At 49.1% G+C, this 14,622-nt stretch carries 10 protein-coding genes; 2 read left to right on the forward strand and 8 right to left on the reverse strand.

What is annotated here, in order from left to right; translation table 11 throughout:
* Positions 1–239: 239 nt before the first annotated feature.
* The 3 genes from LVD12_RS07755 to LVD12_RS07765 form a co-directional block, all read right to left on the reverse strand.
* The gene (locus tag LVD12_RS07755) at positions 240–449 is read right to left on the reverse strand and encodes a cold-shock protein (protein WP_237067138.1); all 210 of its coding nucleotides are present in this window, start codon (positions 447–449) and stop codon (positions 240–242) included.
* Positions 450–916: 467 nt separating this feature from the next.
* Entirely contained in the window at positions 917–2,758 is a 1,842-nt protein-coding gene (locus LVD12_RS07760) for a DUF3604 domain-containing protein (protein WP_237067139.1), read from the reverse strand.
* A gap of 967 nt (positions 2,759–3,725) precedes the next feature.
* Entirely contained in the window at positions 3,726–5,267 is a 1,542-nt protein-coding gene (locus LVD12_RS07765; RefSeq protein WP_237067140.1) for a glycoside hydrolase family 10-like protein, read from the reverse strand.
* Positions 5,268–5,618: 351 nt separating this feature from the next.
* Here LVD12_RS07765 and LVD12_RS07770 point away from each other — a divergent pair, with 351 nt between their 5' ends.
* A complete protein-coding gene (locus LVD12_RS07770; RefSeq protein WP_237067141.1) occupies positions 5,619–6,446 on the forward strand; it encodes a hypothetical protein in 828 nt (275 codons plus the stop codon).
* 826 nt (positions 6,447–7,272) lie between these two features.
* Here the strand turns inward: LVD12_RS07770 and LVD12_RS07775 are convergent.
* Genes LVD12_RS07775 through LVD12_RS07795 form a run of 5 tightly spaced genes read right to left on the reverse strand, consistent with a single transcriptional unit; the run spans position 7,273 to position 13,052 of the window.
* Entirely contained in the window at positions 7,273–8,769 is a 1,497-nt protein-coding gene (locus LVD12_RS07775) for a helix-hairpin-helix domain-containing protein (RefSeq protein ID WP_237067142.1), read from the reverse strand.
* On the reverse strand, positions 8,762–10,663 hold the full coding sequence (locus LVD12_RS07780; RefSeq protein ID WP_237067143.1) for a PP2C family serine/threonine-protein phosphatase: 1,902 nt from the start codon (positions 10,661–10,663) through the stop codon (positions 8,762–8,764). The genes LVD12_RS07775 and LVD12_RS07780 overlap by 8 nt, the downstream gene beginning before the upstream one ends.
* A complete protein-coding gene (locus LVD12_RS07785) occupies positions 10,663–11,697 on the reverse strand; it encodes a TerY-C metal binding domain-containing protein (RefSeq protein WP_255771669.1) in 1,035 nt (344 codons plus the stop codon). Before LVD12_RS07785 ends, LVD12_RS07780 begins: the two co-directional genes overlap by 1 nt.
* A 12-nt stretch (positions 11,698–11,709) precedes the next feature.
* Positions 11,710–12,357, reverse strand: coding sequence for a vWA domain-containing protein (locus tag LVD12_RS07790; protein WP_237067144.1), 648 nt, complete (start codon positions 12,355–12,357; stop codon positions 11,710–11,712).
* 56 nt (positions 12,358–12,413) lie between these two features.
* Positions 12,414–13,052, reverse strand: a complete 639-nt coding sequence (locus LVD12_RS07795; protein WP_237067145.1) for a vWA domain-containing protein — start codon at positions 13,050–13,052, stop codon at positions 12,414–12,416.
* Positions 13,053–13,573: 521 nt separating this feature from the next.
* Here LVD12_RS07795 and LVD12_RS07800 point away from each other — a divergent pair.
* A complete protein-coding gene (locus tag LVD12_RS07800; RefSeq protein ID WP_237067146.1) occupies positions 13,574–14,608 on the forward strand; it encodes a TerC/Alx family metal homeostasis membrane protein in 1,035 nt (344 codons plus the stop codon).
* Positions 14,609–14,622: the final 14 nt, after the last annotated feature.

Below are 14,622 nucleotides of genomic sequence, written 5' to 3' on the forward strand. Positions count from 1 at the left end.
CACTGGGTAAGAACTGGGATGATGTGTCAGGACAGATCAGGTGTTACTCGGCAAGGTATGCAGGCGGAAAACGCTCAACGGCGTCTTGGGTATATCAGGTGGGCATTCAATCTGTGGCCAGTCTAACTGCCCGTGGTTCTGGTTGAGTGCCCTCGAGGGGCTGGGTCAACCGGAGTGGCCTTAAAGGCCACTCCGAAGCGGACCGGTGTCTGGTCCGCTGCTGTTGCAAAGGTGCTCGATCAGGCGCAAACGATGTTTTCAGCCTGCGGGCCTTTAGGGCCCTGGGTTACTGAGAACTCAACGGTCTGGCCTTCGGTCAGGGTTTTGAACCCTGAGCTTACAATGGCGCTGAAATGTGCGAACACATCAGGGCCGGATTTCTGTTCGATAAAGCCAAAGCCTTTGGATTCGTCAAACCACTTCACAGTGCCGGTAGTCGTGTTGGACATGGTAATTTCCTGTATGCAAATAGAGATCAGCCTTGTTGAGGCGTGAGTAGCAAAAAAGACTGGATTTAGAAGCTACAGGACGAAGAGGGACTGGTGCGACGAAACTGAGGATTCAAACAAGAGGCTTTCTAGCTAGGTGCACTGTAGGGGGCTGCGTCAGGCAAGTCAATGTATTTCTGCGATGCCTGTATCGGGGGCCAGCCGGACAGGAACACTGGCTCTATATGGAACGCTGTATTGAGGGGTTGCGATGGCGGGGGAGGGATGGCGCTTTTAGATCAGGTTCTGTACGCGGCCCTCGGGTGTGCCATCCGAACCGTGCGCTTTATTTGTTGGGATGGCGCGATCGAAAACTCCGCTACGGCCCGTATGGCTATTAGCTCGACGCCCTTCTGGTGAAACCTGCCAATTACCCTCCTTCCAAGACGACGGAATTTGCTTGCAGTCCTGGAATGAGTCCTTCAGCTTTAGGGCGTATACCAGATCGGCGATGTCCAGGCGCGCTCCTGAATACTTACCGGCAGGTCTTCCGGCCGCTTCAGGCCCGTTCTTGCCGCATCGTAGGTAGACCAGCGTGGCGTGGGGATTTGCAATACCCGGGCGTAATATACCGCTGGCTGGGAGGCGTCGAAGTCGGGATCAGTCCAGGTGACCATGAGTTGGCTCTCACCAATACTGTTGGTGTAGGTCGCATCCTTTTCATTGACAGTATTGCCTACCGGCGGGATTGTGCCATCTGCGCCAGCCTTGCGGTCTCCGGATAGGGCGACGTTATATATCCTGGATTGCTGCTCGCCATTGCCGTCCACCCAGCCTTTGATGATCTGGATGCGGTCGAGGTTGGCGCCGTCGGTTTCCTTCATTGCATGCACCACAAAGGTCGGCGCTTTGCCCGTTGTAGGACGCAGGTCGCCCCCCATGGGTACCGCATTTTTGTAGGCCTGGGTAAGTCCGTCCTGCGAGCCAAGAGAAATGCCGTCCAGGTCATAGCCACCGAAGAAGCGCACTTTCAGGCGCGGGCCGGAAGTGGCATACGTCTCTTTGCGCTTGATTGCCTCGAAGATGCCATCACGCGTATTCGCTTCCGCCCATACCGCGGCCACCCCCCCGGAACTGAAACTCCTTACCTGCTTCGCGCCGGCTGCGTCGACTCCCGGGGGACCTTCCAGGCGGTGTTTGGGGTCGATTTCAAAGCCGAACTTGCCGGTGTAGTTGTCTTCCTCGATCGCTGATGCGCCGTTGTGAGTGTCGGAATCGCCGATAAAGCCGAACTTGAACGGGTTGCCATTGCCCTGGCTTTGCAGCTTGAGTCCGCGAATCAGGGCTTCCCGTGCGTAGCCGCCTTTCTTGTGTTCGGGAGGGGTCGCCGTGGGTGCCAGTGTGTAGTCCCAGAGCTCGAATCCACCAAATTCATCATTGGGAAAGAGAGCCGGGTGTGTTTCCGACGTGCCCTTTATCTGTGTGAGCTCATAAACAGGCTCGTTACGCATACGGGCTGCTGCGTACTCCTTATCCAGGTTGCTGCCGCCAAAGGATTGGTCTACCGGGAACATGATGCCGTCACTGGCGTTACCGTTGTGGGGGACCGCCAACAGATCGTTACCAGCATCCCGCTGCTGATCCATCCAGCGCCAAAGGTCCTCCGGCGTGCTGGAGTCGAGCGCAGAGAATGGTGCATCTGGCACCTTGGCACTATCCCGGAAGATAACGACCCGGTGAATGTTTCTCCAGTCAGGTGCCGAGGTCCATTCATAACCCGCCATGGTGGTGAACTTGCCCGGCTCGTAATGGTTGTCGGCAATCTTCACCACCTCAGACCAGAGTGTTCTGGCGAGCTTTTTGTCACCCAGAATCGGGTCTACTTGCGGAGGGTTGGCATACATGCCATCACTGATTTTGCCGTAGGCGTCGAAAGATTTTTTCGGGTCGTCGCCGGTAATATCGCTAGCCAGAGGATGCTTGCTGATCGGACTGGTCGGGTCCTCCATCAGCGGGAGTACGCCGAGGTACTCCGCGTGATCTGACACAATATACCAGTCTAGGGGCGTGCCTATCTTCATGGGTCTGCCGATGTCACCTCCCGGGATTTCTTCACCTTTCGCCCAGCGGTAGGCTGCGTCGGGATCCACCCAGGCCTCATTGATATAGGCATCAAAAGACCAGCGGGTATGCACATGCAGGTTGCCGAAATATACGTCGCGGTTGGGGTTGGTCTTTACGGGAGGCTCGGAGGTCGCACTATCCTTTATTGCGTTAGAGGCGTCAGAGGCAGGGGGCTGATTAGTGGCATCGGTATCATCTGTTGCCACCGAGTCCGAAGTATCATTGGCATCATGTTCGGTTTTGCTGTTTTGATCGGCTCCACAAGCGGTCAGTAGTGTGAAGATTAACAGCGTGGGGTAAAGGATGCGCATGGCCTGTTGATCCCTGTTGGCGAGATAAAGAACATTTCAGTATTCAGGCAGTCTTCGATGCGCAAATTATAGACGCGTTACCGAGGCGCCATCTCCTTTACCTCACTATTGATCGGTTGTTCTTTACCAGCGACAAATGAGTATCTGGAGTCCACTTCAGCGCTGGGTTTCTATCTTCAGAGGCTCCTTAACTGCGCAATTATTCCTGCAACTACAAGAGAGTTTTCGGGGGTGTTGTCGTGCTGTTCTTTGCGCTAATGTCTGTTTCTTCAGTAATTGCAATCTCGATATAGCGGATGGCGGAAGTGAATATCCGGTGCGCTCCTAACCCCTCGGGGCAGTCGGCGGCTGTCTCAGTTCGCGTGGCTCGCTGATCGAGCCCTCGCATTGCATTCCACTTGCGTCAGCTCGACAAATTGAAAAGGTCTGTTACCTGAGGTAGCGCGCCTTTTTATTATTGGATGACCGGAGTAAAAGGCTTTCCCTGCTCATTGATAGATATCAAGGCTCCTTTGCCTTTCTTGCCAGCGCGTTACAAACCTCGTCGATGAGCATTATGTGTCCATTTTGGTGGCGGGCGCTAAAGGTGTGATATCGTGGATGGAGTTACATCCGGTATTACATATAAAGTGCAGTTTCCGCTAGGAGAAGGCGCCAAAATCTATATCAGGCTGTGCACTGCTTATCCGCGGCCTGAAGGGCGGTAACCGGGGCGGTTTCACCAAAGCCTTAACGGGTCATCCGCCCCAATCACCCCGCTAATCGAGGTCAACCCTTCGTTCTGCTAGTCAGTAATCCTCGCGTGAATGGTGTAACCACCGCCTCCGCAAACTTAAACTATCCCAATACGACCCTGATTCACCTAGGGCCGTGTGACCGGATGATCGATACGCTCACTCTCCAATCCATTTCGGTCCACCGCTACCACGGCAACGGTAGTAATTTCTTCCTGCTGTTTGAACTTATGGCTGAGGACGTCCCCGGTCAAGATTTTATAGCGCCATTTCCCGTTCTCCAGATAGTGAAGCAACCATCGGGATGCAGCTTCATCACCGCTGGGCTGCCAGTGAATTGTCAGCCCGTCGACGGTTGACTGATAGCGCACACTGGGTGCCAGCGGGCGCGTACTGTCCAGCCAGGGAGATGCAGGCACGAGTGCCTGATGGTAAAACACGGTATCTTTCAATAATTGCGCAAACTCGGGGTTTTCACTCACGGTTTTGACGTTCCAGAAAACCTGCCCGGTTTGCTCCTGTAACAGTGCACGGGTAAACAGAATCTGGTTTATGATTTCGTCGGTGCCCTGGCGCGTTGCTACCTGATTGCTGCTTAAACCTGGCCAGAGGTGACGCTGCTGGTGATTTTCACCCTGCCACCAGGCCAGCAGCATAGGAAAACTCTGTTCAATTCGGTTGATATTCCAGTAAAGCTGCGGCGTAAAGTAATCGAGCCAGCCTTCATTCAGCCAGAGCCGGGCATCGGCATAGAGCTCCTCATGCTGGTCAAACCCGGCGATCGTCTCCGGGTGTTTGGGGCGCCATATGCCAATGGGGCTGATGCCAACCTTTACGTGGGGCTTGATCCGCTTTACTTCGCTGTAGATCTCTTTGACAAATCGGTTAACAGCCTCCCGCCGCCAGTCGGACAGGCTGAGCTGCCCCCCCTGCTGTTGATACTCCTGATAACTTCCACTGTCCGGAAAAGGTGCGCCCTGATTGTATGAGGGATAAGGATAGAAATAGTCATCATAGTGAATGCCATCGATATCGTAGCGCTGAACAATATCCGTTATTACCGCCAATGAATGGGTGATTGTGTCTTCTTGGGTTGGCTCCATCCAGTACATGCCGTTGGCCAACTTTGCAACCAACCCCGGCTTTTTCTTGACGATGGAGTGCTTGGATACCGGGCCACCCTGAGTGTGGTGTGCGCGGTATGGATTTACCCAGGCGTGCAGTTCCAGACCTCGCTGGTGGGCCTGCTCTATCCAGAAAGCGAGAGGGTCATAAAAGGGCTCTGGCGCCTTGCCCTGCTCGCCGGAAAGATAGTACGACCATGGCTCCAGCTCGCTTCTATACAGGGCATCTGCCTGTGGGCGGACCTGGAAAATCACCGCATTCATGTTTGCCGCCGCAACCTTATCCAGCAAGGCGATGGCCTCCTGCTGCTGTTGCTCTACGGGGAGCCCGGGCTTGCTGGGCCAGTCGATATTGGCAACCGTAGCTACCCAGGCAGCGCGGAATTCCCTTGCCACCGTTTCCCGCTCAGCCCTTCCATAGTCTGGCAACTCCGCGTCGAACCACCTCGGATATTGCCATAGTGCCAGCGCCATTACGGCAATGGTTGCGGGGTAAATCCAGAGGAGCAGGCGCTTTACGGGTGAAGATTTGTTCGTTGTTGTCATGATTCACTTGGTTGAGTTGTGACATGGATATTATTCAGGAATGTCTAAGCCAGGGGAATATACGTCCACACCTTTCCTTCAATGCCGCGAAGTGCTCAGGGTAGAGACGGTGAGACAAGTCTCCGACCGGGATATATAGCGAGAAAAGTTGCTGGGCTGCTTTCCCCCGGTCTGGAAAGAGGGATGCATGAGTCGATGTCTGCCGGGCCGCCATCGACCCATGCGAGGTTCAGGGCCTGGGGTAGGAGCGATACATCGGTCCGGGCGATAGAAGGTCACTATTGTTTGAATGGATATTCCGTAACTTGGTCTCTCTTTTTTATCGAAAATAGGGCTGGTGCAGGTATCACTATGCAGTTAATTGGTCTAAAGCCATCAATATTCGCAATATTGGCCCTATCGCTGCTGCAGGCCTGCACGGGCAATTCCCGGGTTGCCACCGCTGATATTCGCCCGGTTGTGAAGTTGATGGAGCGGATCGATGTGCTATTGGTGTCTGATCACACCTTGCCGGGTCACCTCAATCTATCAACCGGCGGAGCCAATGGTGAAGAGCGCCTGTTCATTGACCCAACCCTGGACAGCCTGAATAGCAAGCTGTTGGGCCGTGGCCTCAATACGTACATCCTGAATGTCGAAGATATGATCGCGGGCAAAGACATACAGGACAAAGACACCTTTGATGCGGCCTACAAACAGTATGACCGGGTATTGGAGGCGGCAGTAAAGCATGGGGTTACTATCGTCTCTATTCACTATGATGCGGATAAAGTGCCCGCAGGGGATAGCGGCAAAAATAAAGCCAATGCAAGTGCCGCAGAAGATGAGGAGGAGTATAGCTATGTCGGCGGCATTCAACTGATTCTGGACGAAAGGGCCACCAGTGACGCTACGCGTATCTTAGCGGACCAGATTATTCATCAAGACAAGATCTTGCAGGCCCTGAACGATGTCGGTTTTCGCATACGCCCGGGATATGCTGATAAAGTCCGCTTTCAGGACAATATGACATTGAATATCGCAGGCCACTCAGAAGGGGGTGCCTTCTTGCTGGAGATTGCGCCACAAGACCAGGCTGTTCGCCTCTATGGAAGTCCTGAGAAAATTGTCGAGGCGATAGAGACACCAATGGGATTGCTGGCGGATACGCTTTACGGGTTTCGGCAGGGCTTGCGCTAACTCGAGATTTACTTTTGAGTCAGAAACATGAATATTGGGGTCAGAGTAAAATTTTGACGTTGGAATGGACGTTGTGATGGCGGGAGTGATTCGTCGTTGCGCTCCTCACCCCTTCGGGGCAGCCTGCGGCTGTCTTAGCGCGCTTTGCGCGCTGATCGAACCCTACGCTGTTGCGTTCCCCTTCCGACAGCTTCATCAAATTAAAAAGGCCCGTTACCTTGCGGCAACGGGCCTTTTTGATTTGGTGGAGATGGCGGGAGTCGCTACCAACGAATATTCCCGTCAAAACCCCTTTAAAAACAATAAGTTATGGTTCGATTTCTATCGACTGATGCCTACAGGTGGTATACGGCGTGTACCAAAAATGTACCAGAAGTGTACCAACCAGAGCATCTTTAGTCTTTTGGAATCGACTAATCAGCTTGTGAGCCAGGTTCCCCTGTCTATACCAGTTCGGTCGTTGCCATGGGTGCGGGTTCAATTCCGCTGCAGGATATTAAGCAATTCGATAGTACACTTAATCAGCGCCTCTTGATTTGAAGGGGAGAGCTAGTCGAAAAAAGCTTTAGGAGCAGTTGACGTTTGACCAGTCAGAACAGCCCCCCACAACGCTAGCTCAGATAGTATTTGAGCGAACTTTGCCCATTGTGGCTGAATGTTGACCAGCGGCGCACAAATTTGGCATCTTGCTCAATTATTAAGGGATAATGATGCGGTCCAATAGAGACCCTCTCTTAAGCCCACTTTTGGAGCCAGAGAGATGTCTGCCAATTTGGGCAAGATTTAAATTGCCCTAATAATCAGAACCGTCGAGTAAGCTAAGCGGCTAATTGTTGACCATTTGAACAACAAATAGTCGTCCCCCAACGTCTTTGCTACAGAGCAATTGTAAACCATCTATTAGCTCTATATGTGCGCCTGGTGGAATGGGAGTTTTGCTCTTAACGTCAGAGAGATCTGGCATGTTTTCATTAACTAGAATCCAACGCCCATGATGCTTTATGAAATAACCCACTCTTTTCCGAAACTTGTCATCGAGTCGCTCATTGGGTACTAACTGTCGATTTATGTGGAATGGAAATAGGGACTGGTCTCGGTAGACCATTAATCGATGATTGTCTGGTTTGAAGTTCGCTCCGTCACGACTTGAGTAGAGGTTAAGCACTGGCAATGCACCTTCATATTTTTGGGTGCAAAAAGGACATGAGGGACTTTTTGTATTGTCAAATATATACCATGCTTGTGTGCATGCAGAATTGACGCATGGCTGGACCAAATCTAATGTTTTAACTAAAGCTGTTTCCCATTCATCTGCAGTGGGACGATCGTTGGGTTTGTGCAGTCCGTTGATAAATGCGCGCTCAAATAACGGACTTAAGTATGGACCAGTTATCGTGTAAGGTAGCTTATCGGTATCCTTCCACGGTAACTCGCTTTCTCGTACGTTATCTAACTTGATACGGTTGCTCGTATCGGAAGGGTGTTCTATGAACAGCGCATTTTCACCCATAGCAAGCGTCTCATCTTCATTGGGATCCAACGCGTGTACTTTATCTCCACGTAGAGGGTGCCGTAATAATAAGTAATGGTATATGAGTACCGACAATGCATGGCGGTCTGTATAGATGCTGGGCAGTTTCCTATTCGGGTCATGCTTATCAAGGTGGCCCGTTGCCACGCATTCAGGTGCAATGAAGTCGGGAGTACCAACAACATCAGGAGGGTATTTTCCTGGTACTACAAGCCCATCAATATCTATGATGCAGGTCTGTGCCTTGGTCGGAGCAACCAAGACATTTTTGTAACTGAGATCCGAGTGAGCAAGCCCCGCGGCGTGCATACGTCGTACAGATCGTGCAATCTTTAGACATATCTGTAGGTAATTAAGCCAGTTACCTTTCTCCCTTGCATCCAAAAAACGCTCTCTGTTATTCGATGATGCGAACCACTTACCTTGCTTTTCTTTTCCTTTAATACCCAGCATGTCATTATTGATACTGCCGTATTCAAAGAAAAAATGCTCAGGGTATATAGGCATAACCATGCCTAATTTCCCTTCGTGCTCGATCATATGCTCCGGCCAGCAAAACTGTTCTCGCCAATAGTTACCACCTGGGGCATCAAAAATACGATCCTTATATGCCCCCGTTATCATCTCTAGCCTATCCCGTGACGCAGCATCCTGAGGTTCTCTGTAGAAGGCGACCACTTTAGTTTTACAGGGTGTGAAATAGACATCTTTCATTGCCCCAGAGCCAACAATTTCGTCTACAAACTCTATAGTTTTTCCATCTAAAGTTTGAACTCGAATGACGTTAGTCATTGTTAATAACTCCGGTCAGAAGCGCCACAGAGCGATCGTCGTGATTTCCAGCTATAAAAAAGTTCAGCCAATCAGTCATTTTTTCTTTGGCTTGCTCTTTAGGTCCTATTAATTGTGGAGAAATTTCTGACCATAATGCATCCCAAGGAGCCTTTTGACTGAGCTCAGATTCGGTAGAAAATTTTGCATCTGTAATGCCGTCTGTTAGAGCCATTAAGCAAGTGAAATCTGATATTAGATCAATTTTTATTCTTTTATAAATGTCATTACTTTGAAATAGAGAAGCTTCCAGAAACCGGGTTTGCCCTGCAAACTCACCGCTATCCGGAGTGCAAAGCAATTTAACACCGTTATTAACATCGTAAGCGACAAGAGCACCATCACCGATTGAAAACCCGATGACAAGGTGCCCCCTCTCTGTCTCCTTATGGATTAAAACCAGAAAAGTGGTTGAAAAGTCCTTCGCTGACAGTTTATGAGTTTCCGCCTCACTATCGATGGCTAACACTGCCTTCCAACCAGCCTTAATCAGTGTTTCGTGCACCGCTTGTAGCGTGGCACCATTGAAAGTGAATGCACTGGTGTAATTGTCTTGAGCCAAGCAAGCATCGACAAGAGCTGTACCTGCTTCGCCATTCAGTGCTTCACTTAGATGTTCTATAGCTATATTTAGTGCTATCTCAGATCCTCGCCGAGAGTATTGACAGCTACCGGCACCGTCTGCGACAGCTAAAATATGCCAGCCGCTTTCTTCTAACCACTTGATTCGCGCTTCGTCGTCTCGGTGAGTGCCTTTATGTGCATGGCTGCGCCCTCTTTTTGAGGCAGTTAGAAGCCGAATGCCATCATGGTCGATACAATCGGAGCTGTCGTCAGGCTTATGGAATAGTGCAGTTGGATCAGAGGGAATATTTTGCCATAGTGTTCGAGGGTCAGGGACTACCGTGAAACGGGCGATCAAAAAAACCGTCGCTTTTGAGTTTTCCTGTTCATCATTAGTGGCTATTCCCTGGAATCGCAATTCGAATTCGCCCGCAGTAGTAGGTGTGCCAAAAACCTCGTCACCACTTTCATTGATTTTTAGCGACAAATCTTTAGGGATATGGCATTCCTGAATACTTACCCCCGGCAGAGAAATGGAGTGTTGGTACTCACGACCAACCATCCCATTTGGTAGCTGGATTCTCTCGGTGCGCTTTTGCCTCAGGCTTGACTTTGTCTCTTTTAAATTAGTTTGTTTTGTAAATGTAACAATGTTTTGCGTTATTGATGCTGTAGGGTCAGGACGATTAATCGGATCCGTCTTTGCTACTTCTTGCCTATCTAAATCAGTTGAATTAAACGGCTCAAAGGGTTTCAGTTCAGAATCTGGGTTATTCCCGAAACTGCCTTGACCACATTTATCATATGGTGGAAGTGAATTTTTACCACTATCGCTATCATCATTATTTTCTTCTTGAATAGCTTCATTTGTTGATTCTAGGCATTCTGACTTACTTTGGGTCCTAGCAGAAAGCTCATCATTCTCATCGACTGAATTTATGGATTTAGTTTGAGAAATAGCTGCCGATTCAGCAGACAAAGACGAGGATCCTTCATTGACAGATGGCAGCTTGTCATTATCTTTTATAGAAGATGTACTGAGAGCGTCATTAGTTTTTGCTGAGGTTGATTCAGCTACATGATCGGGGTTGACATTTTTCTCGCTAATATCTTCTATTTCTCTTGCATCAGCGTTCTTACAGAGCTCTCGTATGCGTTGGAGCAACATGCGATACTGTTCGCGAATTTTAGTGTCGTTCGCTATATGAGAAATTCGTGTCTTGGATATATCTACTCCACTTATCTCAAGTAGTTGGCTCAATTCTTCTGCAGTTAAAACATTTTCAGACATTAACCTCGCCCTCGTGTCACGTCAAAGTCACTGGAGCCACCTTCAACGCTGAACTCTCCATTCTTTCTGCACCATGGGCATTGAAATAAGCCAGGTCCATTCGTGCATAGTAGCTTACCACACCCACACATCGCGAACGCTGTGTGGTTTCCACAGTGAGGACATGGAGGGAAACCTTCCAAGTTCTCTGTTCCAATTTGTTGATCGGTAGTCCCTTCCGCTGACCAAACGAAGTAATTTTCTTCTACTCCAAATGCTCCTTCCAGTTCAAACTGTCTGTTAGCGAAGTGGTTATCCTTGCTTCGGTTGTATTTTATCAAGTAGGGTCGCTCACTCTTTTGACAGCGACCGGTTAGAACGACAACTGACTCATCGATAACACTAGAAGAGTGTTGTGGGACATTTTTCACTAGAGTTAAACCCGCCGGTTTTTTGGCTAGTGATACGCTGCCTGTATTAGCTTCTACCGCGTGACTTGTGGCCGTGACAGAGTTGCTGACCCAATCGATAAACTCTTTGAATTGCTTGTTGTCAGAGCCATCAAACTGCAATACATGCTCGGTTAATTTTCCGAGCAATGAAGTATCAGACTGATCACCAAGTGTAATTGCTACTAACTGTGCTTTTTCAGAAAAGCTATTTTGCCAGCGAGAAATAGCTGATGCTGTGTCATCCGTCGGTTTGCCGTCTGTAAGCAGAAATACGACAGGCTTCCAGTCACCCCGTTTTTCATTGGTGGTTTTAATAACATCTCGGTCAATGCAATCCATCAAGCAATCAAGCGCGTGTCCAAGAGCCGTGCCACTGCCTAGTGGCAAGCGCGGCGGATAAAAGCTAACCACGTCTATTAACGGCGCTATAAGATCAGCCTTTCCAGCAAATGCAATAACCGATAGATAAACGGTTTCGAGAGCATGAGGATCGGTACGTAAAGAGCGAACGATTTGTTCCATCCCGCTCTCAAGTTGGCGTAGCGGACTGCCAACCATGGATTCTGAAACGTCTAGCACAAAATAAACTGGGAGTCGGCGCATAATAACCTCGTTTTAAATGGCAAGCTGAATTTCTGCGGGTGGAGGCGGCAAAGTGCCGTTATCTGCACTTAATTCTACGCCTGCAGATTGGCTACCTGCAGTGATGCTATCCGACACCCACTTAAAGAAAGCGCTAAAACCTGATGAATCCATAGTGTCTAGCGTGACAACGGTACTCGTAAGTTGGCGAAGGTACTCAGATTTTGCTTTTGGACCTGCGGCACACCCTATTATTGATGCAAAACTCATTTGCTTAACTCTTGCAGCCATTTCATCAAACAGTTGCAAATCAGACGGTTTGCCATCAGTCAAAATGAATGCCATCGGGCGGAAGTCACCTTTCGTCGTTGGAGTTGACTTCTGCACATTCTCCTCCACCTTCATGCAGAGGGTCTCTAGTGCTTCTCCGAGGTGAGTAGCCCCACTTCGTGGTAGCTCAAGTTCAGGTATTTGAACGCTCTCTAAAGGCGTCAGCGGAAACAATTCCTCGATAGTATTAGAAAATGTAATTATCGAAATATGAACTGACTCTAGAGCGTAAGGGTCTTGCCGTAATCCAGCAACAAGAGAACTTAAGCCAACATTTACCGCGTGAATTGGCTCACCTGCCATGGAGCCACTAGAATCAATGAGTAAATAGACTGGTAAGCGTCGAGCCATAGCGAGCTCCGTTAAAAATGATTGCAGTTATGTGTGCGGATTTTTAGAGTCAGCTACTAAAAAGCAATCTGGACTTCCTCGGGAGGTGGTGGAAGCTCCCCTAGATCTGTAACGTCTTTTTTGGATAGGTCAATTTTCGCCGAGCTGGTACTCACTGAGTCAGAGACCCACTTGAAAAATGCTGCTATCCCACTGCTATCCAGCGTGTCCAGTTGTACAACGGACTCAGTAATCTTCTTTAACTGGGTGGTATCCGCATGAGGCCCGGCAGCGCAAGCAACGAAAATCCCGAGTTTAGATTTATCGAGAGCGTTGATGCCCGCTTGCAAATCATCGGTCGGGATACCATCCGTTAACAAGAAGACTAGTGGCCGCCAATCACCCCTTCGTTCAGGCGTTGTCTTAATAACTTCAGAATTAACACGATCATTGAGCAGAGCTAGTGCGGCACCCATTGCGGTTGTGCCCCTCGCCTGCATTTCTGGTAATTGAAACGTGATTAGTTCAGTGAGAGGTACGCTTTGAGTTGCTTCGCTGCCGAACTCAATGACAGAGAGTGCTGCCGTCTCGAGCGCGTGTGGGTCCTGACGTAAGCTGGAGAGTAAAGTTTGGACACCGTTAACCATTGAAGTGAGAGGCTCACCGGCCATTGATCCGGATGTGTCCAGCAGAAGATATACAGGTAGGCGTCTCATGACGTAGTCCTTGTAATTTTTATAAGTAGGATGAAATTTGATCTTGTTCGCAAACCAATTGATAACTCGGGAGTGTAGGACGAACATCGGGACTGCACAACTACTAGAGCTAACGCACAGATAAGGCATCGGTTGTCATTTAATGACCAGGTTCGATTGGATCTGACTGTAAAGCGATCGATTTTTAAACTGGCACGTTTTTACAGGGCTATTTGTATTTGTATGTGCTGTGCCGCTGTGAGGGGTAAGCAAAATTCTTGACTCGTGTCGCTACTAATTGTTGAATCAAGTCACTCCCGTAGTGGAGCAAGAGAAGTTATAAAGTACCAGAGAGTCGCTATTAGCAGGTTTGTCAGGTTTGTCAGCATTTGCATGCGGTCGCGCAATCTAACCTCCTACTAAATTCTGCTACTGGTGATGAGGCCAGAAATAGTTTTCTGACAATAGACCTCAACTTTCTGAAAAAATAAAAACGAGAGAGCGCTATTTCAGGCGTTTTTGTAACTTGAGGGGTGATTTTAATGGGGTCATTTGGCTTTCCGCTTGAAACTATCGCCATACTCCTGGCGGTGGTAACTATTTCTGTAGCTCTTGACTTGTTCATGCACAGAAATAAGACCGAAGTAACCTTTGCTGATGCTGCTGGTTGGTCAGCTTTTTGGATCTTGCTTGCTGTTGGATTTTATTTCTATTTGAAAGTTAGCTTTGGTGCAGAATACGCGAGCCTTTTCCTGGCAGGTTATGCCTTGGAGAAAGCTCTCAGCATCGATAACATGATGGTGTTTGTAGCAATTTTTGCTAGTTTTGGAATTAAGGGGATCTTGCAGCACAGAATTCTTTACTACGGAATCATAGGTGCGCTTCTCTTCCGTGCAATTTTTGTTGGAGCCGGAACTTCCCTATTTGGTATAGCCCCGTGGGTTGAGCTGATTTTTGCAGTGATCGTGCTTTGGACTGCTTATGCAATGCTCAAAGGATCAGATGATGACGACGAGCAAGAAGATTACAGTAATCACTGGAGTGTGCGTTTTACCAAAAAAATATTTCCTGTGTTGCCACGATTAAGCGGTAACAAGTTCTTTGTTAGCCATCGGGAAGTCGAGCGCCTTGCGAATGAAGATAAGTCTCTAAGCATTGCTCGTAGGGGTGCTATCTATGCCACACCTGCGTTTTTGTGTCTGATTTGTATCGAGATCAGTGACATTGTTTTCAGCTTCGATAGCGTGCCAGCTATTATCGCAGTAACTCAAGAGCCTCTTTTGGTCTACTCTGCTGTGATTTTTGCAATCCTGGGTCTTAGAAATTTGTACTTTATGCTCGCTGTCGCAGCCAAGTATCTGTGTCATCTGGAAAAAGCTGTTGCTCTAGTGTTGGTATTTATTGCAGGAAAACTTGGCGCAAGCGCAATTGAGAAGAACTTTGGAATTGAGACCTTCCACATCCATCACATGCATAGCCTTTGGGTTGTGCTGGGGCTTATTTTTGCTGGTGTGATTGCGTCGATCATATGGCCTGAAAAGAGCAAAGATAGCGTTGAGGCTGAAGGGGCTGCATGACTGTGAGAGTGGCA

It is taken from the genome of Microbulbifer guangxiensis (genome assembly GCF_021729075.1).
Classification (GTDB): Bacteria; Pseudomonadota; Gammaproteobacteria; order Pseudomonadales; family Cellvibrionaceae; genus Microbulbifer; species Microbulbifer guangxiensis.